The sequence below is a fragment of the Microbulbifer mangrovi genome (assembly GCF_002009015.1).
GTDB lineage: Bacteria > Pseudomonadota > Gammaproteobacteria > Pseudomonadales > Cellvibrionaceae > Microbulbifer > Microbulbifer mangrovi.
In genome coordinates, this window is the sequence record NZ_LZDE01000318.1 from 12,239 (window position 1) to 38,377 (window position 26,139).

Below are 26,139 nucleotides of genomic sequence, written 5' to 3' on the forward strand. Positions count from 1 at the left end.
CTCAGCCCGCCTCCCCAAATTTACCTACCGGCTCGACCTGCAGAGCCATTACCTCCGCCGTCTTCGCCGAGTTGTAATCCATAATCAACTGCGGCTCATCTGTAAACACCCCATCGGCATTCATTGCTACCACCAGGCTCAGATCATGGGGATGGTTGACCGTGAATACATAGCTTTTGAATCCCCGCCTGTGGCCGTCTGCGATGATTTCCGGACATACGAAATCCAGGCTCAGGTGGATGGAATAGGCTTGTAGTGGTTCACCGCAAGCGGCGAGATCCAGCGGTACACCGTCGATGAGGACGCCGCGGCGTACCTGGGGGATCAGTTTCATGCATTCATGAATCTGGCGGTGGTCAAACGACGAGATCAGGTACTGCTCGTAGGTGGCGCCGTTGTCGCGGATATAGGATTCCAGCTCTTTAGCCGCCAGTGCTGCACAATTGGGGCCTTTGAGCTCGATATTAAGTTGCACATTGTTGCCCACCAGCTCCAGTACCTCTCTGAGGGTAGGCACCTGCTCACCACCGGGTAGCAGCATCTGGCGCAGTGCGGCGGGGGCCATATCGGTGAGGAGCTCCTGTCCGGCGAGCAGCCGGCCGAGGCGACGGTCGTGTTTGACAATCAGCTCGCCGCCCACATTCCACACGTCGATCTCCACGCCGTCGATATCAAACTCGAGGGCATGGGTGATGGCCTGCAGGGTGTTCTCCGTGGCCCGCTTGGGATAGCCACGGTGGGCAAAGCAGAAGAGGGTGTCGGTAGTATGCATCTCGACGTCCACAGTTGCGGAGGCCTCCCAAGAATGTCTAAAAAGTATGACCGGGAGGTGACGGCGGCACAATTAATCAACGGGAAATCCGCCGAAATTTTTATATTGTTTGGGGCTGTAGGCGGGGATTTTTATAGCGGCAGGTTTTTTGCCGGGGCAGAACTACCAGGATAGCGGCTGCCCCGAGAGGGCTACTCGCCGGCCAGGGCGCGGTAGCGGCCGCGATGGAAGACGAGGGGTTCTCCCCCGCCGGCACTGAATTCCAGCACTTCACCCAACAGGATGGTGTGGTCACCGCCTTCGATATTTTGCGCACGACGACAGTGGAACAGGGCGGCGCAGTCGTCCAGTTGAGGAATGCCCTCTGGGCCTGCATGCCATTTCACTTGGCCGAACTTGTCCGCACCGCGGCCGGCAAACAGGTTGGAGACATGCTGCTGGTCCCCCTTCAATACGTGTACCACGTAGCGTTCGCACTGGGTGAAGGCGGCGTAGCTGAGGGAGCTGCGATCAATGCTCCACAAGATCAGGGCCGGGTCCAGAGAGACGGAATTGAAGCTATTGACGGTCATGCCTACCGGCTGTCCATTGGCGTCCAGCGTAGTGACCACGGTGACGCCGGTGGCGAATTCTCCCAGGGTGTCACGCAGGGCGCGACTGCGCTCCTCATTAGACTGGGCGATGGCCTCGGCGGTCTGTGTGCCGGATTCGACTGGGGCTGCGGGTTTACTGGATGCCGTCATACTTCGATCAAAATCTGTTCAATTTTTGTGCTGGCGGCCATTCTACGGGAAAAATGGCCGATTTGCGTGCTTTTCTTTGGAATACCCCGGCTATCGGGGTGATAACCGGGGTACCTGGGCCGTTTCAGTCGTGCATTAATGGCGCGCACTGGCGGCTCAGGGCGTCGCGCTCGGCAATGGCGCTGCCGGTAAGGGCGAAGCCGAGCAGGTTGCCTGCACTGTCCAGGAATTCTCCCTTGACGCCATCTGCACTAGTGGAGACTCTCCATTCACCGTCGCTGCCGAGACGCGGCGGGCAAACTACGGTGGGTCTCAGGGTGGTTTTCACTGCCACGGGCAGGCAGCCGTAATTTACTGAAGTCGGGGTTCCGGTGAGGGTCTGGGCCAGGGCGCGGGCACTCTGGGTGAGCGGCGCCACGTAGTAGAGGCTGTGGCCATCGACTTCGGCACAGTCCCCCAGTGCGTAGATGTTCGTATCGCTGGTCTGCAGCTGTCGGTCGGTGACAATGCCACGATTGACCGCAACGCCGGCGGTACCCGCGAGGCCGGTATTGGGCTTCAGGCCGAGGGCAGCGAGAGCGAGATCAGCTTCCACGGTGTCGCCGTTGACGAGGGTTGCACGAATCCCCCCGGGTGTTTTTTCCAGGCGCGTTACTCCCGCCCCCAGGTGGAAACGGGCGCCGGCCTGTTCCAGGGATTGCTGGATATCGCGGCCCGCGGCTTCGGGGAGCAGGTTGGCCAGGGGCCAGGGTTGCAGGTCGGTAACGTCTACCTGGTAGCCAGCCTGGATCAGGTCGTTGGCGAATTCACAGCCAATCAGTCCGGCGCCGATGAGCAGCACCCGCTTGCGGTTAGCGAGGGCGGTACGGAAGCGGTGGTAGTCGCTGAGGCTGTTGACCCGGAACAGGCGCGACATGCCGTCGCCTTCGATAGCGGGCAGTGGTGTGCAACTTGCGCCGGTGGCGAATACCAGACGGCCATAGCGCAGTTCCGCCTGAATCCCGTCGCTATCGGACACCGTAGTCAGTACGCGGGTGGCGCGGTCCACATCGGTGACATGGGTATGTACCAGAATTTCCGCATTGAGCTCCCTGGCCATGGTTTCCGCACTGGCGGTGGCCAGTTGCTGCGGTGTTTTGCCGTGGGCGAGGGACGCCGACAGCAGGGGCTTGGAGTAGAAGGTGCCATCGTCGGCGCTAATCAGTAGCAGTGGGGTGCGCTGATCCAGTTTGCGGAACTCTTTAGCCAGATGGTAACCGGCGAGGCCGGTACCGATGATCACCAGCGGGTCGGTGTCGTCGAGCGGGGCAGGTTGTGGCGCGGTAGGGGCATCTGCCGCCGGCGCTTGCTGGACCAGCACCATGTCGAAGTCTTCTTTGCCGACTCCGCACTCCGGGCAGGTCCAGTCGTCTGGAATATCTTCCCAGCGGGTACCGGCGGGAATGCCTTCTTCGGGCGCGCCCCTGGCCTCATCGTAAACCCAGCCGCATACCATGCATTCCCAGATTCTGCTGGCGGCCGCTTGCTGAGCGGTGTCACTGGCGCTTGTCGGAGTGGGTGCAGAAGCTGTGGTGCTGGTATCGTCTTGCTTGGACTCTTTGCTGGCAACCGCGGCCAGCATTACAAACTCGTCCTTGGTGGCGCCACACTCCGGGCAGACCCAGTCGTCGGGGATATCTTCCCACCGGGTACCGGGGGGAATTCCGTCATCCGGAGAGCCCTGGGCCTCATCGTAAATCCAGCCACAAATCTGGCATTCCCAAACACGAAAATCGGACATGAAGACCCCTGAATACTGCAAATTTCTGGTGTGCGGCCGGTCCGGCCCTTGTTATTTAAGGTGTGGAGTGTAGGGAAAAATGGGGAGAAAGTTAACGGCGCAGTTGCTGCGCCGTCCTATTTGTTGCCATCGGCAGGTGGCGGGATCAACCGTCGGTGTGCTGGGCGATACTGGTAAGGGCGCGGTGGTAGATCTCGTTGATCTGGTCGGTGTTTTCCACGGTGATCTGCAGGTCGTTGACCAGCCCGTTGGACAGACCGTAGACCCAGCCGTGTACCGACAGATCCTGCCCATTTTCCCAGGCGTCCCGCACGGGTGTGGTCTGGCATACGTGAATAACCTGTTCCAGTACGTTGAGCTCGCACAGCAGGTCCACGCGCTGCTCTTCGGGAAACAGTTCAATCAGGGTGTGATGTTTGTCGCGTACATCCTTGATGTGGCGCAGCCAGCTCTCGATCAGCCCGAGGCGTGAATCCTCCAGCGCCGCTTTCACACCGCCGCAGCCGTAGTGGCCGACGACCATGATGTGCTTGACCTTGAGCACCTCCACTGCGAACTGGATGACGGACAGGCAATTAAGGTCAGAGGGCACCACAACATTGGCTACGTTGCGGTGTACAAACAGTTCGCCAGGTAACAGATCCACAATCTGGTTGGCGGGAACACGGCTGTCCGCGCAGCCGATCCACAGGTATTCCGGGGATTGCTGTTCGGAAAGTTTGAGGAAGAAGTCTGGTTTTTCCCGGCGGGTAGATTCGGACCAGGCGCGGTTTTTCTGGATCAGGTCTTCGAGGTTTGACAAGGCAATCAATCCATTGGTGAGCGTTGGTGGTGCAGGATAGCGTGTTTGCCCACAGGCGCCAATCCGGGCCGGGTAACTATGTCGGTTCGCCGGTGGGCAGCCGGGGTTATCGACTGAAAATGACACGGGCTTCTGCTAACCTGCGTTGAATCATCCGCAACTAATTTCACCAGACAGGGAATGGCGTTATGGGGCTTCGCAATTCGGTGATCCGGCGTCCGCGCCGATTCAACAAGCACTCCACGAGCGCGGCTGGCCGGCGCAAAAAAGTCAGGTGGCTGTTGGCCCAGCGGGCCCGCGTACGCAACTACCGGCGCTTTTTTCTCATCCAGGGTGAGTTAACGGCGAAGGCCGAAGCTGCGCGTAATGGCGAGCAGCCAGAAAGCTCCGGGGAATAAGTGAAAAGAGGTTACCAATGAAAGAAAAACCCGAAGGGATACCCGTGCATACGGTCATTGCCGATTTCCGGGACCCCAAGCATGGCGCAGACCTGCTTGCACTGATGGATCATTACTCCCGCGATCCATACGGTGGCGGCGAGCCGCTGGCGGATGTATGCCGGCGCGAATTGCTGGATCGCTTGGCCGAGTTTCCCGGGGCCTTCTCGGTGCTGGCGTACCGCGGCGATGAGCCGCTGGGACTGACCAACTGCTTTATGGGGTTCTCCACCTTCCAGTGCAAGCCGCTGGTGAATATCCACGATGCGGTGGTGCATGAATCTGCGCGCGGTCTGGGTGTGTGTACTCTGATGATGGAAAAGGTCGTCGAGGTAGCCCGCGAGCGCGGTTGCTGCAAGATCACACTGGAAGTGCTGCAGAAGAACCTGCCCGCGCAGGCGGCTTATCGCAAGTGTGGCTTCAAGCCCTACGCGCTGGATGAAGAGTTCGGGCAGGCAGAGTTCTGGCAGCGCTATTTATAGCGCTGCCAGGTATTCGATTAGCGGTTCAGTAGTCCCTTCACCGCATTGGGGAGGTCCGCTGGCAGAAGAATGTTCTTGGCGTTGTTGGAGGTGGAGAGTTCTTCCAGCGCGTTGATGTAGCGCTCTCCCAGAAGGTACATCACAGGCATTTCCTGATCGCCAATGGCCTGGGTTACACGTTCAATCGCCTCGCGGCTGGCGTCGGCCAGTACCACCTGGGCCTTGGCGTCACGCTTGGAAGCTTCCAGGCGACCGTCGGCTTCGAGAATCGCGGCCTGTTTCTCACCTTCGGCACGGGTTACGGTGGCGCGGCGCTGGCGCTCTGCGGCAGCCTGTTCTTCCATCGCTTTCTGCATGGTGGCGGAGGGATTGATGTCCTGAATTTCGACGGTTTTCAGGTTGATGCCCCAGTCCGCGATATCATCAGAAATCCCTTCCTTGAGTTTCGCCTTGATCAGGTCCCGGGAGGACAGGGCCGAGTCCAGCGACATTTCACCGACAATGGAACGCAGCGCAGTCTGCACCAGGTTCTGGATCGCTATTTCGTAGTCCTCCACCCCGTACACCGCTTTCTCCGGCGACACGATGTTGATGTAAGCCACGGCGTTGGCAATGATGGTGGCGTTGTCCTGGGTGATGACTTCCTGAGACGGAATATCGAGCACGATATCTTTGGTGGTTACCTTGTACGGGACCTGGTCCACGTAGGGGATGATGACGTTCATACCCGGGTTCAACGTGCTGTGGTACTTACCCAGGCGTTGCACGATGTGCTTGGAACCCTGGGGCACGATACGAACGCCCATCCCAATGGTGATGATCACCAGCACAACCAGTGCCAGTACTACGGATAATCCTTCCATGTTTTTTATTTCCCCTTGAAATCGAGTGTGAAGGTTGGAATTGTTTTAGTGCTCAGAGTGGACTGACCACGAGAGTGTTACCGGAGATATTGATAACCTTTACCCGCTCGCCAATGGCAATTTCACTGGTGCTCATATACTGCCACTCGTCCTCGCCGAGAATGGGGGCGGGGAAGCGCAGACGACCGCGGGGCTTGCCAATATTGGAGTCGATCACCGAGCCTACCTGGCCGGCGAGGGCCTCCATCGCCATGCCGGAGGTGGTGCGGTCTTTCCAGTTGGGCTTGATAAATTTGAGCCATAGAAAAACCAGGGCGATGGAGAGTCCCGCCCAAAGTAGCAGCTGAGCGGTAATGGGCATGCCCACCGCCAACAGCAGGGCGCCCATAAACAGTGCGGAGACTCCGAACCAGAACAGGATAAAGCCGGAGACAAAAATCTCCGCGGTGACCAGAAGCAATCCCAGTACCAGCCAGTGCCAGTAGGCGATGTGTGTGTTGAGCCATTCGAGCATGCTGGCTTTCTCCCCGTAAAATTCCGTTGTAACAAACCCGTCGATTATGCCCTAAACCGTGAGCGAACGGTGACAACAGAATTTAGCGGTCGCCGCCTAGCCGCTAGTGTTTACCGCAGTGCATGCCACTCCGCTTGCGGGGCGCTTGAAACCCTCATGAAAATTTCCTGTAAGCGTCACAAATTCGCAGCAAATTTGTACGCTTGTGCAATACTTTTTGCAGGTGAATACGCATAAGTCATGCATCAATATTGTGCGAATGCGCCAACAAATTCCCTCTCAGCATCAAGAGAAATCATGGACGAAGATCTTATGCGATTGACTGCTAACCTGGCCCAGGGGCGCTACCAGTACAGTTGCGACGGCAGAACCATGCCAGTGCAGGATGACTGGCAGCTTGGGCGTGATGAACAGGGTCGACAATTGCTGGTCAGCCGCCGAATGGTGGGTGAGCAGGGGCATGGTATTGAAGTACGGGCATTGATGGCCGCGGGGCTGGTGACCGAATGCCGGGTAATCTGGAAAGACGAGGTAGATGAGGTAAACGCCCACTACCGCTTGACGCCCGCTCCAGGGCAGGCGCCGCATATGGGCGACGCGATTGAAGCGGAATGGACCGGCCCCAATGGGTTACAGCAAAGTGTGATCGAGGGACACAACCGTCTGTTGTTTCCGCTGATGCGAATTTTTATGGGACCGCTGCTGCTGCGCCTGTGTGACATGGAGTTCGGTTGTGAGGTAGTGGCGCCGGATATTGTCGATCCCTCCCAGCGGGGCAAGCTATTGGCGCCCCGGGTCAGCCATCGCCGCGCTGCCATCATGCCGGGAGACGCCAATATCCAGGGGGTACACGATCTGGGCCCGGATATCACGGCTTTCTCGTATCAGGGGGACGAGGCGGAGCGCGACGCCCACTGCTTCGTGGATCCCCGCGGCCTGCTTGTGGGCTACGACTGGCCCAGCAGCACTGGGCGCCTGTGGCAGGTCCGCCTTCGCGATCTGGAGTGGGCACCGGAGCTGAAATCGCTTTGTTGAGCCCGAGGCCAATACTCTGACCGACTCCACGCTATGAGTCTGTAAACCATGTACACTGGCGCCCTGTAGGTATTCAGGAGCGCCAGTCTTGCTTTTATCCCGTCGCTTTTTTGTTCACTTTTCGTTTCCTTCTCTGCTAGCCGCGGCTCTTGTCTGCGTGTTGCCCTGTGCACCTCTGCACGCGGCGGAGGACAGCGCGGAAACAGCCAGTGATATGCCGCCTGCGGTTTACGACGAGGTGGAGCTGTTGCAGATGGACGATTCCCTGCAAAGCGAAGGCAAGCGCCAGGAAAACTGTCTGCGGGAACAGCTGGTAACCGCACCGGCCAATATCACCCTCGAAGAGATGCGAATCCGTTGCCGCCTGTCGGTTATCCGCGATGGCCGGCAGCTCGAGGAATCGCCGGTTTTTGCCACTGTGCCGGAAGTGGAAGCCCACGCAGAGGGAGAGCCGCGCGCAAGCAAGCGTGCCAAGGCGATTCGCGAGGCGGCGGAAAACCCCTTTACCCTCGCCTCCCACAAGACCAACTATTTACTTCCCGCGGTGTATAACCCATCCCCCAATAAAGCAGGGCTTGAGGGGATAGAGGTAAACGGGGTGCCCATCGACCTGGATTCTATGGAGATCCAGTTCCAGCTCTCGGTTCAGGTGCCGGTATGGCGCGGATTCCTTGGTAATGCCTCATTTATGAGTTTTGCCTATACCAACCGCTCGTTCTGGCAGGCTTACAACTCCGACGATTCCTCGCCATTTCGAGAGACGAATCACGAGCCGGAGCTGATTATGACCTGGCTGAACGACTGGACCCTGTTCGGTTTCCAGAACGTTGCCAATCAGGTTGCCTTCAACCACCAGTCCAATGGCCGCAGCGAGCCATTGTCGCGAAGCTGGAATCGCGTTTACGCCAACTTTATATTCGAAAAAGACAACTACTTCCTCACATTCAAGCCCTGGTACCGGATTCCCGAGGATCGCGAAGACGATGACAATCCTGACCTGGAGTTCTATCTGGGTCACTTCGAATTTACCGGCGGGGTGGAGCGCGGTCAGCACAATGTCTCCATGATGCTGCGCAACAACCTGCGCTCGGATAATAAAGGCGCGGTGGAGTTGCGCTGGAGCTTCCCCATGGGGCGGCGGGTGCGCGGCTTTGTTAAATATTTCAACGGTTACGGCGAAAGCCTGATCGACTACGATGAAACGGTGCAGACGCTCGGGATCGGTTTCGAACTGGCTCGGGGCACCGGTAGCTGATTCAAACACAAGGTCCACGGATGGGATTTGACGACACTTACAAACTGAGCGCGCACGCGGTGATCACCAATGATGATGGTGAAATACTGCAGCTGCGAGCTACCTATGCGGACAAGACCTGGGGGCTTCCGGGCGGGGCATTGGATCTGGGAGAAACCATCCACGAGGCATTGCTCCGGGAGTGTCAGGAAGAGCTGGGACGGGATATCGTCATCGACTACCTGAGTGGTGTGTATTACCACCGGGTCTATAATTCCCATGTGTTTATCTTTCGCGCCCACTTCAAGGGAAATGGCGGTATCACCCTGTCATCGGAGCATTCCGATTACGACTATTTTTCTGTAAATGACCTGACGCCGGTGCAGCGTGTGCGGGTGCAGCAGTGTTTGCAGTTCAACGGAGAAGTTCAGAGCGCAAAGTTCTGAAGTGCCCGTATTTCCCGTGTATTGATTTCGTATCCCAGCGATTTTTCCGCAGTTATCGCCAATTTCTCCGGTATTCCCCCCATCGTCTCCTGCCTCCTTTAGTATCCGCCTTCTATGCTGAAAGATAAGAAGAAACGTTATGGGTGTAGAACTGACGATGCCTGATCTGGGCAATCTGTGCGAACAGCATCAGCCGCTGGAGTGCCGGGTGGCACTGGTCAGCAATGATCGCGATCTCAGTAGTAACTGGGTCGGTGCCCTGAATGCTACCGCCGCGCAGCACGAGAACCCTTTCGGGTTGCGCTTTGAGTCCGTTGCGACCAGCGCGCTGGAAAAGTGTCTGCGGGAAGAAGACCGCCTGCAGGCGCTGATCATTGATGGCGGCTGCAGCCCCGATGAGCTCAAAGCTGCCGAGCTGTTGGCGGATCGTATGCACGATCTGCGTGCCCAGCTGAATGTGTTCCTGGTGGCGCAAGATTCATTTTTGAATGACCAGGGCGGCGCCCCCGCATCCGTGCGCAAGCGCTTCGACGAGTTGTTCGACCGGCGCGAATGCAATTTCAATCATATGTTCCGCCTGGTGCAGGCCTTTATCGCCCGCCGTGCCTCCACGCCCTTTGCCGATACTCTCAAGGAATACGTATTCTCCGCCCGTGACGCGTGGCACACTCCCGGTCATTCCGGTGGTGACAGCCTGCGCAACAGCCCTTGGGTTGGGGATTTTTACCGGTTTATGGGGGAGCACGTTTTCAATACCGATCTTTCGGTATCGGTACAGGTACTGGACAGCCTGCTGGAACCCCATTCTGTGATCCAGGAGGCCCAGGATCTGGCGGCGCAGGCTTTTGGTGCGCAAAAGACCTTCTTCCTCACCAACGGCACATCCACAGCGAACAAAGTCGTCATTCAACAGATCCTTGGCGGTGGCGGCAAGATTATCGTAGACCAGGCCTGTCACAAGTCTGTACACCACGCCATCGTGATGAACCGGGTGGAGCCGGTATACCTCAAGTCTACCCTGCATCCCCAGTTCGGGATCTACGGCCCGGTATGTCGCAGTGATATTGAAGTCGCCCTCGACGAGCATCCGGACGCGGGCCTGCTGGTGATCACATCCTGTACCTACGATGGCCTGCGCTATGACCTCAAACCGATCATCGATTATGCCCACGAACGCGGGGTAAAGGTGCTGATCGACGAGGCCTGGTACGCCCACGGCTATTTCCATACCGAGTTGCGCCCGACGGCGCTGGAGTGCGGTGCAGACTACGTCACCCAGAGCACCCACAAGATGCTGTCGGCGTTTTCCCAGGCCAGCATGATCCACGTGCAGGATCCGGACTTCGACGAATTCCGCTTCCGCGAAAACCTGAACATGTATGCGTCCACCAGCCCGCAATACTCCATGATTGCGAGCCTGGATGTGGCGCGCAAACAAATGGTAATGGAAGGTTACGGCCGCCTGCGCCACTGCGGACAGATGGTTGCCACCCTGAGAAGGGAGGTCGATGCCACCGGTGTATTCCGCGCTCTGACACTGGAGGACCTGGTTCCGGCACCGCTGGCCAACGACAATATCCGCCTCGACCCGACCAAGGTCACCATTGATGTGTCCGGCAGCGGGTATTCCGGTAAGGAGATCCAGGTCAAGCTGTTCGACCAGTTCGGGATTCAGGTCGAGAAGACCACCTACAACACCGTGACCGTGCTGGTGACCCTGGGCAGTACCGAGAGCAAGCTGTTGCGCCTGGTACATGCGCTCAAGCAGCTGGCGCGCCAGCCGCGCAAGCGCAGTCATGTGGGTACTGCTCGCCAGCTGCCAGAATTTACCCATCTCAACTGCCTGCCTGCAGACGCCTACTTTGCCGAGACAGAAGAGCTGCCGCTGATGGATAACGGGGTGGCGGCCGAGAAAAAACTGGTGGGCCGAACCTGTGCCGATGAGATCGTGCCTTATCCGCCGGGTATCCCCGTGCTGGTGCCGGGCCAGGAAATTTCCGCACAGATCGTGCAGTTCCTGCAGCAATTGTTGCAGGGCCAGAATGCGACGGAAATTCACGGGCTGATTTTCCGTTCTGATGAACCCATGTTGCGGGTGATGAAGAAAGTTGAAAAACCTTCGAGCGCAGTCAAGGGCAGCAAGCAGAAGAAGTAGCCAGACATTGATGTGCGGGCGAGCGGGCAGGGAAGCCGATGCAGCAGGCAAAAAACACACCGCCGGAAACGATTCTTGTCGCCGGAGCCAGTGGCGGTCTCGCTACGGCTCTGGTGGAGAAATTATCCCGGCGCTTTCCCCGAGCACGGTTACTTACCATCAGTCGCACGGGCATCGCATCTCCTGCGGGGCGTCACAGCCACCATTCTGTGGACCTCAGTAATCCCGAAACCATTACCGACGTTACCGAGTGGTTGCGTTACGAGTCGTTGCCAAACTGGGTGATTCACTGCAGTGGCATTCTCCACTGGCCGAATCATCTGCCGGAAAAGAACCTTCAGCAGTGTAAGGACGAGGCGCTGTTACGCAGTATTGCGGTCAACGTACTGAGTCATCTACACCTTGCCCAGGCACTCGCGCCGTTGTTACAGAAGCGTTCGCCCCTCACCTGGGCCTCCTTGTCCGCCAAGGTCGGCAGTATCGAAGACAATCACCTGGGTGGCTGGTACAGCTATCGCATGAGCAAGGCCGCGTTGAATATGCTGGTGCGCAACCTGTCCATAGAGTGGGGCCGGAAGCTCGACTGTTGCCGGGTGGTTGCAGTGCACCCGGGGACCACCGATACAGCGCTGTCCAAACCTTTCCAGCAAAATATTCCCGTAGATAAACTGTATTCACCAGCGCAGAGCGCCGATAGAATCGTGTCCGTGCTCGAGCAGTTGTGTGATGCCGATACCGGCAAACTGCTGTTCTGGGATGGATCACAGATACCCTGGTAATTGGAGGTGGGTGCAGGTGGATTGGGAAAAGTATCTTGCGGCAATCTGGCGACCGAAGACGGCGACTCTGAGACCGGTGCGCCGGATGGATCCGGTAACCGCTGATCAATTGCTGGGGATCGATACCCAGAAACACGCGCTGTTCGACAATACCCGCCGCTTTCTGCAAGGTGAGCCCGCCAATCACGCGCTATTGTGGGGGAGCCGCGGAACCGGCAAATCCAGTCTGATCAAGGCATTGTTGAATAGCTTTGCCGATGACGGTCTGCGCTGCGTCGAGGTCAACTTCCACGATCTCGATGATATCCCCGAAATTATTGACTTTCTGGATGACGAGAATTCACGGAATTTCCGCTTTATCCTGTTCTGTGATGATCTTGCGTTCGAGCGGGGGGATGCGCGCTACAAAGCCCTGAAGAGCATTCTCGAAGGCTCCCTGGAGTTGCCGCCGGAAAACGTATTGCTGTACGCAACATCCAACCGCCGCCACCTGTTGCCGGAAGACGCATCAGCGAATCGGGACACGCGGATTGTCGACGGTGAGTTACATCACGGAGACCAGGTTGAGGAAACACTTTCCCTCGCGGACCGCTTCGGCCTGTGGTTGAGCTTTTATCCCGCCGACTGGGATACCTACCTGCAGATGGTCGATCAGCTCTTCGCCGACTTTGACGGTGATCGTACCGAACTGCACACCGCCGCCAAACAGTTTGCCATGTTGCGTGCCAGCCACAGCGGCCGAACCGCGCAGCAGTTTTATCAGAGCTTCTCCGTATAAGTTTCCCGGGGTTGGCCCGGGTTAATTTTTGCCGGTATTCAATACCTCCCGCGGGCTAACGCCAAACATCTTGCGAAAGGCCGTGGCAAAGTTGGCGGGGCTTCGGAATCCTGCCAGCGCACTCGCCTGCTGGACATTCATATCTCCCGCGCGCAGTGCATTCAGTGCCTGATCCATACGCAGGCGGCGGGCATACTCCATCACACTCATCCCTTCCAACTTGCGAAATAGCCGCTGCAGGCCAGTGGCACTGGTTCCCGCGGCCCGTGCGATCTCTGCAACACTCTGCGGTTCACTGGTATTCAGCTGGATCATTGTTCTGGCGCGCTGGAAGCACTGCAGCTCCCGCGTGGTTGCGCCTGTAAGTTGCGGCCGGTTGGCGAGTGCCGGAGTCGATAGCTCAGTGGTGGCTGTCGTACTGGCCAACAGTTCAATCACCTTCGACTCCAGCAGCAGCGGGTTGCTTTGGGTAACGGTATTCAACTGCCTGATGATTTCCCAAACAAGTAATTGCTTGTGTCGCGAAAGACGCTCGGAAAAAAAGCGTAATGATTCCAGCTGATCGTTACCAAGCGGGCGTTGACCATCGCTAAACCTGCTTTCCAGCCAGCGGTCGGAAGCGGCGATGGAAAGATAGCGAACCTGCTGGGGGTGCCGGGAGATACGTTGCATCGACTGCGGGGATTGCGAGTGGATGGCGAGCATTTTTTTCGCGGTGTTCTCAACACTGGGCTCGTTAAACCGGTGACGGCAATTTGCCACGTGAATCTCAATGTCTCCACGTAGAAAAATGATGCAGTACAGGCCGGCCTCCAGTTTGGCTGTGGCGGTATAGGCACACTCCTCCCGGCTGTCGCCGAAACGTATAACCAGTCCCTCCCCAAGTGCTCGTTGGTGGAAGTGACCCTGCATCAAAATACTTTGCGGGGAGATGCTGGCATCCGTCAGTTTCAATTCGACACCGGGCCGTTGCCTGAAGTCCTCTACCTTGATCACCTGATGGGGGAGGGAAGTACCGGGGGGAGCTACCTCGAGCTCTTGTTGGGTGATGGCCATAGGGGACGTCAAATTTCGCTGAAAAGGGTGAATAACTACACAATCTCTAAAGATCGGGCGTTAGGAAAAACAATCTGGTTGTCTGGCAAAGGTGTTGCCGTTGCCTGCCGGTTGCCACCTCATTAAGATCCGCCATCAATTTAAACGCGAATGATAATGTGTATCAACTGCGTTTTTGGCTGCGGCCACTTTTTATGCAGTTTATCTGCATGACCAGTGGTTCTGGCTGATTTTTAATCAATGGGGGATTTATGAGCGTACGCAGATCAGCGCACACCTGCCTGTTGGCAGCGTCTTCACTATTGGCTCTCGGGGTAGCCCAGGCCAATGCGCAAACCCAGGGCAAAAAGGGGGCAGACCTTGAGGAAGTCGTCGTGACTGCAACGGGGCTTTCTTCGGCCGCTTCTACTGCAAAAACGGGCATTCCCATTATGGAATCGCCGCAGACCATCTCTGTGATCAGCCGCGAAGAGATCGATCTGCGTGCCGCGTCCACCATCGCCGATGCGCTTTCCTATACCGCAGGTGTTCAACCTGAGCCATCCGGTATCGATAGCCGTACCGATGAAATTTCCGTGCGTGGCTTCGGTGCCGGTGGTTTCTCCTCCAACAACAACTTTGTCGATGGCCTGCGCCTGCCCGCTGGCGGCCAGTGGACCCGTTTCGGCTTTGATACCTTTGGCCTGCAGCAGGTTGAAGTATTGAAAGGCCCGTCCAGCGTACTCTATGGCCAGGCGGCACCGGGCGGTATGGTGAACATGGTCACCAAGCGTGCTGGCGCGGAGAGTCAGCAGGAGCTGCTGGTTCAGGGGCAGGGTTACACCGATCTGGACAACTTTTCCGGCCGTATCGCCGGTGACTTCGGCGGAACCCTGAACGAGGCGGGCACCGTGCACGGCCGTGTTGTGACCGTTGCCGAAGATGGCGATACGCAGGTAGATGGCGTTTCCAAGAGTCGCTATTACGTTTCTCCCAGTGTGACCTGGACCCCCAGCGACGCCACCACCTGGACTTTCCTCACTCAGTACCAGCGTGATGAAGGCGGTGCTACGTTCCAGTTCCTGCCTTCCCTGGGCACTCTCGAAGCTTCCAACGGCCAGTACATCGACAACGATGCCAATATCGGCGAAGTCGACTGGAATACCTTCGACCGGGACCAGTTGCTGGTGGGCTCTTTCTTCGAACACGACCTCAACGAAAACCTGACCCTGCGTAACAACGCGCGCTATACCCACATCGACACCCTCTACCGTGTCACCGTACTCTCCGGCGACACGGTGACAGACTGTGCGGCTTCCCCTTACGGCGAGCAGTGCATCGATGGCCAGACCATCGGCCGCCGTGCGGTGCAGGGCGATGGCGAGTCAGACGGTTATGCCATCGACACCCAGCTTGAGGGACGCTTCGACACTGGCAATGTGAATCACACCCTGCTGGGCGGCCTGGACTACTTCCATACCGAGTGGGAACACTATCGTGATCTTGTGATGCTGCCGGATACACCTCGCGGGCAGGTCGATCCGCTGTGGGATATTTTCAACCCGGAATACCGCGGTGCCGAGGACTATGTCGAAAACTTGAGTCCGCAAATCTACGGCGCTTCTACCAGCAAGCAGACCGGCCTGTATCTGCAGGACCAGATCAGTGCGGGCAAACTGCGGATCAACATCGGTGGTCGATACGACTGGGCTGATGACGAAAGCGAAGACCTGCAGACCGGTGAAACCTTTTCTACCGAGGCGGACGAGTTTACCTGGCGCACCGGTGCGGTTTACCTGTTCGACAATGGCGTAGCGCCCTACGTCAGCTACTCCGAATCTTTCCTGCCGCAGGTGGTGGACCCTTCGCAGACACTGGGTGGCGTGTTGTTTGAACCAACCACCGGCGAACAGGTGGAAGCCGGTGTCCGCTACCAGAGCGGCAACAATATTTATCTGAGCTTCGGTGGCTTTGAGATCACCCAGGAGAATGTTTCCACTTCCGACCCGAATGGCGAGCTGTGTGGTCGCCGTGTGTGCCAGGTGCAGGCGGGAGAGGCTCAGGTGCGCGGCATTGAGCTGGAGGGCCGCGCTTCTCTGGCTACCGGAACCACGCTGATCGCTTCCGCTTCACGTCTGGATGCGGAGATTACCAGGTCCAATGATCCGATTGTGGGCAATAGCATGTCCCAGGTACCGGATGTACTGGCGTCCTTATTTGTGGATCACCGCATTGAACAGGGCCCGCTGGCAGGGCTCGGCTTCGGAGCGGGGATGCGCTACACCGGCACGAGCTATGGCAACACCACCAACACCATCGTGATCGACGATTACACCTTGTTCGATCTGCTGATGCGCTATGACCTGGGCGTTGCCCGGCCAGAACTGGACGGTGTTTCCGTGTCCCTCAATGCGCGCAATCTCAACGACGAGCGGTATCTGGTGACCTGTACTACTAGCCAGTCCTGCTTCTACGGCCAGGGCCGGGTTGTCACTGCGCGACTGCAGTACCAGTGGTAAGGGCTTCATTGTTTCCGCAGAGTATCGAGGCCCGCCTGGCGGGCCTTGTCCCGCTTGGATTCCGGCGAACAACGGAGAATTTTCTTTGACCGCGCTACTTTTGATTTCCGCTGCAGTGCTGATCGCATTGGGTTCCGGATTGTTGTATCTGGCAAGTGCCAATCAGCGGCTGCTTTCCAATGTACTTCCCTCCCGGTTGTTCGCCAGTTCCGGACTGCTTCTACTGGCGCTTGCCTTGACCCTGCTGCTGCAATATTCGGGCACCGGTAGCGCTGTGTTTATTCTGATGACCGCGGTGATGTTTATGTGGACAGTACCGCCCATGCTGATTGCCTATTCGAGATATAAAAGGGAGGGGCAACGGTGACTAAAAGGCTACCTAAAGCGCAACAGCTCTCCAGCGAACACTGGTTTGGCAAGGCGAGCGCCGGTGTATTTGCGGGCTATCTGCTGACCATCGCGATCTGCGGCATTTTTTCCCGTTTTGGTCCGTTGGAGGTGGGTTTTTTCTCCGCGCAGGCACAGATCACCATGTGGTTGGTGGCACCCGTGTGGGGACTGATATTGAGTTTCTGCTTTCTGTTCCAGAGTAGTGCGCGCGCCTGGGCCTGGTTGGGTGGGGCCAGTGTGGTTTTGTGGAGCATTCTTTTGCTCTTCAGGTTTGTCATCGGGTGAGGCGGGTATTGGGGCAACAATCATGAAAATACGTAGTGACATTATTCGTATGTACCGCGACATTCACAGCTGGGTGGGAATTGTCTGTGGTCTTGCGCTGTTCATCGCGTTCTACGCGGGCGCTATTACCATGTTCGAGGCGCCGTTAAACCGCTGGGCATCCAAGCCGGCGGTGTTTAGCGAACATACCCCGCTGGAGAAAACTCCCGAACTGGTTGAAAAAGTACTGGCAGAGTACCCGAAAGCCGCGGGGCGCTATGAAGTTACCCTGGATGCAGGATTCGCAGATCGACCCGCACGAGTGATGTGGAGCACTGGTCCTCGCGGAAGAGGTACTACTTATTACGCAGAGCTGGCGGAAGACGGTTCGCTGCAGGTGCATACAGAGGGACCCTCCGCGGTGGGGCAGCTGGTGGATGACTTGCACCAGCAGGTGGGGATTCTGCTGGACCACGAGCTGGTTATGCAGTTGGTGGGTGCTATTTCCCTGATGTACTTTATCGCACTGATATCTGGTGTGATCGTCCTGTTGCCGACACTGGTCAAAGACCTGTTTATTCTGCGCATTGGTAAAAATCTGAAGCGTATGTGGCTGGATTTACACAACGCGCTCGGCCTGTTCAGCTTGCCATTTCATATTATCATGGCGTTAACGGCAGTGGTTTTTGCGTTCCATGACCTGTTTTACGCTTCCCAGTGGACATTGCTGGAAAAGAACGGCCGGCCGGAATTTCACGAAGAGGTGGCGGAGCATCGAGAACCGCTGGCGCCACATCAGATTGTTGCCCGCCTGCGGGAGCAGGCACCGGGCTTCAAGCCGCTGTATATGCAGTTCCATGCTGAGGAGGATCACGGTCTGGAACTTCGGGTGTCCGGGAGCAATCCCCGCCATGGGTCTCGGGCTCCGGGTTATGGCATTGCCGGGGTAGATCCCTATACCGGTGACCTCACCTCCACGGATTACATGCCCGGCGAGCAGGATGGCTGGTACGCGACACTGACCAGCTTTTTCTCCCTGCATTTCGGTAACTTTGGCGGTAACCCGATCCGCTGGACCTACTTCCTGCTGGGGCTTGCCGGCGCCGTGCTGTTCTATACCGGAAACCTGCTGTGGATCGAGTCCCACCGCAAGAAACGCCGCAAGGGCTACGAGCATCTAGATGTACAGCAGACAAAGCCTTCCATCATTCTGGGCGCGCTGACCGTAGGTATTTCCCTTGGCTGTATTGCCGGAATTTCCACAACCATCGCCGCGGCCAAGCTGTTGCCACTGTGGACGGATGCGCTGGCTGCGTGGCACATGGGGATCTATTACACGGTGTTTTTCCTTTCAGTGGCATGGGCCTTTTATCGCGGTGCAGCAAGGGGTGCTGTGGAGTTGCTATATGCCTCTGCTGTGGCCACCTTGTTCATCCCTGCTGTAAGTCTGCTTTCTGCTCTGTTTCCCGGCGTTGGCTGGAATCACGGGGGGAGTACCTATTTGATCGATGTGATGGCAATTATCGGTGCAGGGTGCTTCGCATTCCTTGCGGGCAAGACCGTGCAGCGGATTCACAACGCGCCGGAATACAGTATCTGGTATGTGGGGGAAGAGGTATCGCCGACGCAAACTGTCTTGGGTGCTCAGCTGCAGTAGTGATGTGCTGCATTGAGGTAAGCGCGTGTTTTCTTTCGCCACTTGTCTGGCTCGGTAACCTCGCTGTCCAGCAAGTGTGCAGCCGAGAGCTGGGCGCGAAGCAGGGCGCGTTCGGCGCGATAGAAATTTGACAGGATCTGCGCTGGCCGGTCGCCGCTCGATCGATAGTAAAATTCAACACACGCCTCTCCCAGTTCCGCATGTCCCAGTAATTCGCACTCGAGCGCGAGATAGCTCAGTTCATCCACCGGGTCAACGCAACGCAGGTTGGGGTCAAATTCAAGGCAGTCGATAATTTGCGGCGGCTGGGTCAGGAAGCAGTGTTCCGGTCTCAGGTCACCGTGCCCCTCGACGATTTTCCCCTTCGCCGCACGTTCGCCGAGGAGTTCCGCTTCGCGCAGGATAAAGTCCAGTAGGGCGTTTGCCAGCTGATCGATTTCTTTGGCATCCAGAGACACTTCGGGGACTTTCAGCTGGTTGCGCAATTCCCTGCAGCGATGGCGCAGTCTTGCCAGATACTGCTCGGGCTGTATGGGAACTGGTTCTGCGGTCCGATAAAAGTCACACAGTCGCTGTAGCAGTGGTGCCAGTTGTTGCGGTGTGGTGCTGTCTATCCGATAGGGAAGCGAGGCGTCTTCCCGTAGACGGCGCATTTTGACCAGCCATTCCACTGGCAAGCCCCGCTCATCCAGGTTCAGCTGCCCGAGCTCATCGACTCGCAGCGCTACCACATCCAGGTAGGTTCCATCGGTCATACGCCGGTTCAGGCGCAGTTCTTCGCGGCAGATGACATATCGTTTTTCCAGACTGCTGAAATCGAGATAACTGGAGCGCACCGGCTTTTTCATTTTGTAGACGTAGTGGTCCGTGAGAAACACCCGGGCCATATGGGTCTCTATGAGCCGCACTGTTTCCGTGCCCTCGGGGTAGCTACTGGGAGATAGCAGGAAGCGGGTCTTCTCTTCCAGTCCAGGGTTTGTGACGTTGGAGTCGGTCATGGCGCGCTTTGTCGTTGGGCCTGTTTGCTAGTCTAGTTTTATTAGGCATGTATTGAGCGCATTCCGGTTTGAGATCTGTATTTTGTCAGTCATCGAGGTGTGAGTCGTGATGACGCCGTTTTATGATCGCGTGGAAGCAGGGCGTCTACTAGCGGAGGCGCTGCGTTCCTCCTTGCCAGATGACGCAAAATATCGGGATGCCATCGCGCTGGCGTTGCCGCGTGGCGGTGTGCCTCTCGGTCTGGAAGTGGCGCGTGCGCTGCATATTCCTCTCGACTTGATGCTGGTGCGCAAGCTGGGCGTGCCGGGTCACAGAGAGCTGGCGATGGGCGCGATTACCAGCGGCGCGCGGGTAGTGAATGAAAACGTGATCGCGAACTGTGGTATCAGTGATGAAACGCTGGATGCCGTGGCGAGTGAGGAGCGCTTGGAACTCGAGCGACGCGCCAGACGTTACCGCGGAGACCGACCCTGGCCCGACCTGGAAGATCGCTGCGTGATTCTGGTGGACGATGGTATAGCCACCGGTGCCACCATGGAGGCCGCCGCGCGCGCAGTGCGCCTGCAACAACCGGCATCCATTGTTCTCGCCGTGCCGGTTGCGCCGCCGGATGCTCTCGCGCGCTTCACTCCCCTGGTAGACAAGATTGTGTGCCTGGCTACTCCGGAATCTTTCTGGGCTATTGGCGCCTGGTATCGAGACTTCTCTCAACTAACGGACGATGAGGTTATCGCAATGATGTGCGAAGCTGACATGTTGGCAGGGAGGAAAGATGGATAATCACGCGGTAACTGCGCGATGACCGGTCTGAAACTGTTTAGCCTTGAGGCCGGTGCTGAGTTCGCTGAGCGCCTATCCGCTGCGCTCGCTGTACCGCGGTCTGCCCACGAGGAGCGCGATTTCGTCGATGGCGAACATAAGATCCGTCCTTTGGAAGACGTGGAGGGCGATGATGTCTATGTGGTGCAATCCCTGTATGGCGACGCGAGTATCGGCCTAAACGACAAACTCATACGTCTTCTCTTCTTTATCGGCGCGCTAAAAGATGCGGGTGCTGCCAGGGTTACCGCCGTTATTCCTTATCTCTGTTACGGTCGTAAAGATCGCCGCACCAAACTCCACGATCCGCTTTCCAGTCGTTACCTGGCGAGCTTGTTTGAATCGCTGGGCACGGATGCGGTCGTGACGCTGGACGCCCACAACCAGTCCGCATTTGAGAATGCCTTCCGTTGCAGGACTCTGCATCTGCCGGCCCAGCGCTTGTTTGTGGATTTCGCGGTACGGCAGCTGCAGGGAGATCAGCGTCGATTGGTGGTGGCTTCGCCAGATGTTGGCGGGGTGAAACGCGCGGAGGCCATGCGTCAGGCGCTTGGCGAGCGGCTGGGGCGGGAAATCGGCCGCGCATTTGTCGAGAAATACCGCAGTGCGGATCAGCTCTCCGGGGGCACATTGATTGGCGACGTACGCGATGCCTGTGTGCTGATCGTCGACGACCTGATTGCCGGTGGCGGTACAATCACCCGCGCAGTTGGCGCAATTCAGGGCGGCGGCGCCGCCCGGATCTGGGCGCTGGCCAGTCACGGGCAATTCTGTGGAGATGCTCTGGCGGGACTCGGCCGTTTGCCCCTGGAGGCAATCGCAGTAACCAATTCGTTACCACAGGCCACAGCGAAACCGCTCCAGGTCGTGGACTGTGCGCCGCTGATCGCAGCGGCAATACATGACCTGCATTACGGTGGCCCGGCGACACAGCTGGGCTTTGATTAGCCGCGCAGGTTACAAAACCAATGGATTGCCGCGTTCGATAATCGTCATTACATCAACTCCCGTTGGTAAAGTGCCGGTATTACCTATGCCGCGTGTTTCCAGGCGCGAGGCGATAAATCCCTCGGCAACGGTACTGTTGCCCGTTTGCATCAGCAGGTGACTCTGCATCGTCAGTGCCAGCTGGTCGACGATGTGTCGTGCGCGGTATTCGATATTGTCCATCTCCGAGAGCTGGCTTTTCAGGTGCGCCACTGCTCGATCAAAGCGCAGGTCATTGCCTTTGCTTTTTTCCAGTTCGTCATACCAGTTGGTGAGTACCTCTGGTGTCTTCGTCAGGGCCCGCAGCACATCCAGCGCCTGAATATTGCCGGACCCTTCCCAGATGGCGTTGATCGGCGCATCCCGGTAGAGGCGTGCGGTAATAAAGTTTTCGATCACGCCATTTCCACCAAGGCATTCCATCGCTTCATAGGCGTGGTGTGGGGTGCGTTTGCAGATCCAGTATTTCCCGACAGCGGTACCAAGTCGCATCAACAGTTTTTGTTGTTCGTCGTCCAGGTGATCCATCGCCTGTGCCATACGCATGGTCATGGCGACGGAACCCTCCACCTCCAGCTGCAGGTCCGCGAGCACATTCTGCATCAGTGGCTGGTCAATCAGAGTTTTGCCGAAAGCGCTGCGCTGGCTGGCATGATAGATCGCCTGGAGGGTCGCCTGGCGCTGGCCACCGGAGGATCCGATCATGCAGTCAAATCGGGTGGCGGAGACCATTTCGATAATTGCCGGCACACCGCGTCCTTCCTCGCCCACCAGCCAGCCGAGCGCACCGCGCAGTTCGATTTCCGAGGAGGCATTGGACACATTGCCGGCCTTGTCCTTGAGTCGCTGGACCTGTATCGGGTTCTTGCTGCCGTCCGGTCGCCAGCGCGGTACAAGGAAACAGCTGAGGCCGGCTGCGGTCTGCGCCAGCATCAGAAACGCGTCGCACATCGGCGCAGAGGTGAACCACTTGTGGCCTATCAGCTCATAGCTGCCGTCGCCGCAGGGCGTCGCCGTGGTGGTGTTGGCGCGCACATCGGAGCCGCCCTGTTTTTCGGTCATACCCATACCGATGGTCAGCGCGGCCTTTTCCGTGTGCGGGCGGTTGCTGGGATCGTAGCCGCGATCGGTGATTTTGGGTAACCATTCGTTGGCCAGTGCCGGAGTCAACCTGATAGAGGGCACTGAGGCAAAGGTCATGGTTACCGGACAGCCGTGACCGGCCTCCACCTGAGAATGCAGGTAATACTTGGCGGCACGTACCACGTGTGCACCGGGTTTCGGGTCGGTCCAAGGCGCGGAGTGCAGCCCTTCGCTCAGCGCGAGCTGCATCAGCTGATGATACGCCGGGTGGTAGTTGACCTGATCCACCCGGTTGCCCACCCGGTCGTGGGGTTCGAACTTGGGCTTGTAGTGATTGGCCTGAAAGCCGCGCTCGATCCACTCGGGACGGCCGCATACCTCACCGTAGCGTTGCAGGTCTTCTTCCCCCCAGTGGCCGCCGTTAACCTGAACAGCCTCGCGCAGCGCAATGTCGGCAGCGTAGAGATTGTGTCCGTGCAGGGGCGCGGGCTGGTTGAGCACGGTGTGTGTGCTGGCAAGAGCGGACGGAGAATGGTCTTTGTTCATGGATTATCTCTCTATAGACCTGCAGTCAGTGGCCGAGGACCGGCCCTGGCATTAGGGTAGTCAGCGGAGCGCACTTTTACCGTTTATCCTACTGGCTTCTCGGCAATCACAATTGCCATTTGCTGTCGGCGGCCTTGTCGAGTTTCGCCAATGTCCCGGGAGCGAGACCTACCCACGTATTTGCCGACAATATTTGACAGCGTTGTCAGTATCGGCCATTCAAGGATAGTATTCGACATTCAATTCGATCGCGAAGGGATGTTTATGGTGCGTTGTTCTATGGCGGGTATACGGCTGTGTCTGATCGCATGTCTGGTGCTTTCTGCCGGGTTGGTGACAGCCGGTGAAACGGGTAGGGCAGAGCCTGTCAGTCCGGATGCGTTGGCTGTGATGGGGTATTACACCGGGGATGGCAGAGATCTCGAACGCTACGATTTCAACAAGCTGACCCACTTGATATACAGCTTTGTATATCTGGATGGAAATAAAGTCAGCTTCCGCGATACCGCTGCCATCGATGACTACCGTCGGTTACTGGCGCTAAAGAAGACGTATCCGCATCTGAAGGTGATGCTGGCTCTCGGTGGCTGGGGCGGGTGTGAACCCTGCTCGGATGTTTTCTCCTCCGAGGAGAATCGGCAGGCATTTGCGCGCTCCGTAAAGTCGGTGCTGGTGGATATTGGCGGCGATGGCCTGGACCTGGATTGGGAATATCCCGCCATCGAGGGGCATCCGGGTCATCCCTACAAACCGCAGGATCGACAGAATTTCTCCGCGCTGGTGCATGCACTGCGTTCCACCTTGGGTGAGGGATACCTGATCACCGTGGCTGCCGGCGGGTTCGATGAATTTTTGCAAAAGTCGTTGGATTGGCAGGAAATCGCGCCGCTCATCAATAGCGTCAACCTGATGAGTTACGATCTGGTGAACGGGTTCAGCACGGTGACCGGTCATCACACACCACTGTATTCCACTGCCGACCAAAAACAGTCCACAGATAATGCGGTGCGTTTCCTGCTGGATGCGGGGCTGCCAGCGAAAAAAATCGTGATCGGTGCGGCGTTTTACTCGCGGGTGTGGGAAGACGTGAAGGATGTGAATAACGGGCGTTATCAATCCGGGCGTCATGTCCCGGGGCTGCGATATTCACAATTGGCCGCGGAGTATCGCCCTGAAAATGGCTTTCAACTGTTCTGGGATAAAGATGCGGTTGCTGCCTATGCTTACGACGCGGAAAATCGGCGATACGCGACCTTCGATACGCCGCATTCCCTGACCCTGAAAACCCGTTACGCAAAAGAGCTGGGTCTCGGCGGCATCATGTTCTGGGAGCTGCCGGGGGATAGCGATGACGGCGCTATGCTCGACGCGGTTTTTTCAGAAAAAACCGCGGAGTAAGCACGTTGATCAGATGCTGCGTTTGCCGGAGAGGTTAAGCGTCAGCTCCAGCAGCCCCGCCCAGGGATCCATTTCTTTGCCGCCCTTGATGGCATTGTCTACGGCGCGGGCGCGCAGCAGGAAGTTTTCCAGGTGTCTCGGGTGCAGGCGCCGGCAGGCGGCCTGTACCGCGGGCTGACGTTTCTGGATGCGCACCAGACGGTTGATGGGTTGGCCTTCGTCGAGTTTTTTCTGGATGTCGATGAGGCTGCGGATTTCACGGGCGATGGCCCAGAGCACCACGGGGGCTTCCACACCTTCGGCGCGCAGTCCCTGTAAAGTTCGGACGGCACCGGCGGCATCGGCGGCGAGGGCTTTGTCGATCAGGCCGAAGACGTCGTAGCGCGCGGAGCTGGCGACGGCATTGTTCATGGTGTCGGCGGTGATGACGCTGTCGCTGGCAAGCAGTTTCAGCTTTTCGATTTCCTGGCTGGCGGCGAGCAGGTTACCTTCTACACGTTCTGCAAGAATCTGTATCGCTTCCGGTTCTGCTTCGAGTCCGGCACTGCGCAGGCGCTGGTGTATCCAGCGGGGCATTTCTGCCGCATCTACCGGCCAGATCTGGATCAGCACGCCTTTGGCTTCCAGCGCCTTGACCCATTTACTGTTGAGCTGGGAGCGGTCCAGCCGTGGCAACACCAGTAGCAGCAGGGTTTCTTCATTCGCCATGCTGGCAAATTCCTGCAGGGCTTTACTGCCTTTGTCGCCGGGTTTGCCGCCGGGGAGTCGAAGTTCGATGACTTTCTTGTCGGCGAATAGCGACATGCTGCCGGCGGCGGAGAGCAGTTGTCCCCAGTCGAAGTTGTTTTCGCCGTGCAGCAGGTCGCGTTCGTTGAAGCCGTGTTTGCGCGCGGTTTCGCGGATGCTGTCGCAGCATTCTTGCACCAGCAGCGGTTCGTCACCGGTGACGACGTAGATGGGGGCGAGGCCCTGGCGCAGGTTCTGGGGCAGTTGCCGCGGGTTGATTCTTGCCATGATTGCCGCTGTTCCTTTACGGGGAGGCGGGGTCGTCGGTGACCGGTGTACTGATTTCAATACGGCGCAGTCGGTCGATGATGCGGCTGATGAGCTCGCGACGCATTTCTTCTCGTTGCAGGCGTTCTTCTTCCCCTTTACTCACGACTTCGTTGTCGTCCCATTCGAGGGTGCGGTACACGTCTGCCTTGGCCATGGTGAGCAGGTCGCGGCCGGTTTTGTCGCGCACGCTGTATTCGGCGCTGGTGATCAGTTCGTATTCGGAGGCGCGGCCCTTGGAGTCGACGGAGACGGTGCGTTTGGTTTCGGTCTCTTTGTGAATCGTGAGGGTGAAGTCGGCCTCGGTAGGGGCTTCGGCCAGGGGCAGGCCACTGGTCTGCAGCAGGCGGGTGATGCTTTCGGCCAGTTCGCTTCTCGGATCTTCGGTGGTGATGTAGAGCTTGCTGCCGGGCGGGAAGTTCTTCGGTGCACCGCGGAGGTGCCAGCCGCAGGCTGAGATTATTACGGCCAGGATTATTGTGATTGAGCGCAGCGCTGTGGTTTTCATCTAGGTCCGTTAAGTTCTTTATAGGTTCTTGTGGCGGCCGGGTACCGGGTGCGGATTTTCA

The 26,139-nt window shown here is 57.7% G+C and carries 26 protein-coding genes; 15 read left to right on the forward strand and 11 right to left on the reverse strand.

The features are described from left to right. Position 1: 1 nt before the first annotated feature. The 4 genes from B4U49_RS11350 to can all read right to left on the reverse strand — a co-directional run bounded on the left by B4U49_RS11350 (position 2) and on the right by can (position 4,097). On the reverse strand, positions 2-772 hold the full coding sequence (locus B4U49_RS11350; protein WP_239692596.1) for a glycerophosphodiester phosphodiesterase: 771 nt from the start codon (positions 770-772) through the stop codon (positions 2-4). A 191-nt stretch (positions 773-963) separates the two neighbouring features. After that, positions 964-1,515: a flavin reductase family protein gene (locus tag B4U49_RS11355; protein ID WP_078084715.1), complete on the reverse strand. Its 552-nt coding sequence runs from the start codon at positions 1,513-1,515 to the stop codon at positions 964-966. Positions 1,516-1,639: 124 nt separating this feature from the next. Then, positions 1,640-3,295, reverse strand: a complete 1,656-nt coding sequence (locus B4U49_RS11360) for an FAD-dependent oxidoreductase (protein ID WP_078084716.1) — start codon at positions 3,293-3,295, stop codon at positions 1,640-1,642. Between the two features lie 145 nt (positions 3,296-3,440). After that, on the reverse strand, positions 3,441-4,097 hold the full coding sequence (can, locus tag B4U49_RS11365; RefSeq protein ID WP_078084717.1) for a carbonate dehydratase: 657 nt from the start codon (positions 4,095-4,097) through the stop codon (positions 3,441-3,443). A 188-nt stretch (positions 4,098-4,285) separates the two neighbouring features. Between can and B4U49_RS11370 the strand changes: the two genes are divergently transcribed. Both B4U49_RS11370 and B4U49_RS11375 read left to right on the forward strand, forming a co-directional pair. Then, the gene (locus tag B4U49_RS11370) at positions 4,286-4,495 is read left to right on the forward strand and encodes a hypothetical protein (protein ID WP_078084718.1); all 210 of its coding nucleotides are present in this window, start codon (positions 4,286-4,288) and stop codon (positions 4,493-4,495) included. 17 nt (positions 4,496-4,512) lie between these two features. Next, the gene (locus B4U49_RS11375) at positions 4,513-5,016 is read left to right on the forward strand and encodes a GNAT family N-acetyltransferase (RefSeq protein WP_078084719.1); all 504 of its coding nucleotides are present in this window, start codon (positions 4,513-4,515) and stop codon (positions 5,014-5,016) included. 17 nt (positions 5,017-5,033) lie between these two features. Here the strand turns inward: B4U49_RS11375 and B4U49_RS11380 are convergent, their stop codons facing one another. Both B4U49_RS11380 and B4U49_RS11385 read right to left on the reverse strand, forming a co-directional pair. Then, a complete protein-coding gene (locus B4U49_RS11380; protein ID WP_078084720.1) occupies positions 5,034-5,879 on the reverse strand; it encodes an SPFH domain-containing protein in 846 nt (281 codons plus the stop codon). Between the two features lie 52 nt (positions 5,880-5,931). Then, on the reverse strand, positions 5,932-6,393 hold the full coding sequence (locus B4U49_RS11385; RefSeq protein WP_078084721.1) for an NfeD family protein: 462 nt from the start codon (positions 6,391-6,393) through the stop codon (positions 5,932-5,934). Between the two features lie 297 nt (positions 6,394-6,690). On the opposite strand from B4U49_RS11385, the gene B4U49_RS11390 reads away from it, so the two are divergent. The 6 genes from B4U49_RS11390 (at position 6,691) to B4U49_RS11415 (ending at position 12,820) form a co-directional block, all read left to right on the forward strand. Continuing rightward, complete coding sequence (locus tag B4U49_RS11390) at positions 6,691-7,428, forward strand: hypothetical protein (protein WP_239692597.1); 738 nt, start codon at positions 6,691-6,693, stop codon at positions 7,426-7,428. A 214-nt stretch (positions 7,429-7,642) separates the two neighbouring features. Continuing rightward, entirely contained in the window at positions 7,643-8,683 is a 1,041-nt protein-coding gene (locus tag B4U49_RS11395; RefSeq protein WP_078084739.1) for a phospholipase A, read from the forward strand. 20 nt (positions 8,684-8,703) lie between these two features. Further along, complete coding sequence (locus B4U49_RS11400) at positions 8,704-9,108, forward strand: NUDIX hydrolase (protein ID WP_078084722.1); 405 nt, start codon at positions 8,704-8,706, stop codon at positions 9,106-9,108. 139 nt (positions 9,109-9,247) lie between these two features. Then, positions 9,248-11,263 (forward strand): aminotransferase class I/II-fold pyridoxal phosphate-dependent enzyme, encoded by a 2,016-nt coding sequence (locus B4U49_RS11405; protein WP_078084723.1) that lies wholly within the window; start codon positions 9,248-9,250, stop codon positions 11,261-11,263. A gap of 38 nt (positions 11,264-11,301) precedes the next feature. Beyond that, entirely contained in the window at positions 11,302-12,042 is a 741-nt protein-coding gene (locus tag B4U49_RS11410) for an SDR family NAD(P)-dependent oxidoreductase (protein WP_078084724.1), read from the forward strand. A gap of 16 nt (positions 12,043-12,058) precedes the next feature. Beyond that, a complete protein-coding gene (locus tag B4U49_RS11415; protein ID WP_239692598.1) occupies positions 12,059-12,820 on the forward strand; it encodes an ATP-binding protein in 762 nt (253 codons plus the stop codon). 21 nt (positions 12,821-12,841) lie between these two features. Here B4U49_RS11415 and B4U49_RS11420 read toward each other — a convergent pair whose 3' ends face one another. After that, entirely contained in the window at positions 12,842-13,876 is a 1,035-nt protein-coding gene (locus B4U49_RS11420) for an AraC family transcriptional regulator (RefSeq protein WP_078084726.1), read from the reverse strand. Between the two features lie 251 nt (positions 13,877-14,127). Between B4U49_RS11420 and B4U49_RS11425 the strand changes: the two genes are divergently transcribed. The 4 genes from B4U49_RS11425 to B4U49_RS11440 all read left to right on the forward strand — a co-directional run bounded on the left by B4U49_RS11425 (position 14,128) and on the right by B4U49_RS11440 (position 18,685). Continuing rightward, positions 14,128-16,374 (forward strand): TonB-dependent siderophore receptor, encoded by a 2,247-nt coding sequence (locus tag B4U49_RS11425; protein WP_078084727.1) that lies wholly within the window; start codon positions 14,128-14,130, stop codon positions 16,372-16,374. Between the two features lie 85 nt (positions 16,375-16,459). Continuing rightward, positions 16,460-16,741 (forward strand): hypothetical protein, encoded by a 282-nt coding sequence (locus B4U49_RS11430; protein WP_078084728.1) that lies wholly within the window; start codon positions 16,460-16,462, stop codon positions 16,739-16,741. Then, positions 16,738-17,049 carry a hypothetical protein gene (locus tag B4U49_RS11435; RefSeq protein WP_078084729.1) on the forward strand — a complete coding sequence of 104 codons (312 nt, stop codon included), beginning with the start codon at positions 16,738-16,740 and terminating at the stop codon, positions 17,047-17,049. Before B4U49_RS11430 ends, B4U49_RS11435 begins: the two co-directional genes overlap by 4 nt. A 22-nt stretch (positions 17,050-17,071) precedes the next feature. Next, a complete protein-coding gene (locus B4U49_RS11440; RefSeq protein WP_078084730.1) occupies positions 17,072-18,685 on the forward strand; it encodes a PepSY-associated TM helix domain-containing protein in 1,614 nt (537 codons plus the stop codon). Here the strand turns inward: B4U49_RS11440 and B4U49_RS11445 are convergent. Then, positions 18,673-19,683, reverse strand: coding sequence for a hypothetical protein (locus B4U49_RS11445; protein ID WP_078084731.1), 1,011 nt, complete (start codon positions 19,681-19,683; stop codon positions 18,673-18,675). The two genes, B4U49_RS11440 and B4U49_RS11445, sit on opposite strands and share 13 nt — an antisense overlap. A 109-nt stretch (positions 19,684-19,792) precedes the next feature. Here B4U49_RS11445 and B4U49_RS11450 point away from each other — a divergent pair, with 109 nt between their 5' ends. Beyond that, the gene (locus B4U49_RS11450) at positions 19,793-20,464 is read left to right on the forward strand and encodes a phosphoribosyltransferase (RefSeq protein ID WP_078084732.1); all 672 of its coding nucleotides are present in this window, start codon (positions 19,793-19,795) and stop codon (positions 20,462-20,464) included. Between the two features lie 18 nt (positions 20,465-20,482). Next, positions 20,483-21,451 (forward strand): ribose-phosphate diphosphokinase, encoded by a 969-nt coding sequence (locus B4U49_RS11455; protein ID WP_078084733.1) that lies wholly within the window; start codon positions 20,483-20,485, stop codon positions 21,449-21,451. Between the two features lie 9 nt (positions 21,452-21,460). Here the strand turns inward: B4U49_RS11455 and B4U49_RS11460 are convergent, their stop codons facing one another. Next, positions 21,461-23,119 carry an isovaleryl-CoA dehydrogenase gene (locus B4U49_RS11460; RefSeq protein WP_078084734.1) on the reverse strand — a complete coding sequence of 553 codons (1,659 nt, stop codon included), beginning with the start codon at positions 23,117-23,119 and terminating at the stop codon, positions 21,461-21,463. Between the two features lie 279 nt (positions 23,120-23,398). Here B4U49_RS11460 and B4U49_RS11465 point away from each other — a divergent pair, with 279 nt between their 5' ends. Further along, positions 23,399-24,517, forward strand: coding sequence for a glycoside hydrolase family 18 protein (locus B4U49_RS11465; RefSeq protein WP_204903027.1), 1,119 nt, complete (start codon positions 23,399-23,401; stop codon positions 24,515-24,517). A 9-nt stretch (positions 24,518-24,526) separates the two neighbouring features. On the opposite strand, the gene holA is transcribed toward B4U49_RS11465, so the two are convergent. Beyond that, positions 24,527-25,531 carry a DNA polymerase III subunit delta gene (holA, locus tag B4U49_RS11470; protein ID WP_078084736.1) on the reverse strand — a complete coding sequence of 335 codons (1,005 nt, stop codon included), beginning with the start codon at positions 25,529-25,531 and terminating at the stop codon, positions 24,527-24,529. A gap of 16 nt (positions 25,532-25,547) precedes the next feature. Further along, positions 25,548-26,078 carry an LPS-assembly lipoprotein LptE gene (locus tag B4U49_RS11475; RefSeq protein WP_078084737.1) on the reverse strand — a complete coding sequence of 177 codons (531 nt, stop codon included), beginning with the start codon at positions 26,076-26,078 and terminating at the stop codon, positions 25,548-25,550. Between the last annotated feature and the right edge of the window lie 61 nt (positions 26,079-26,139).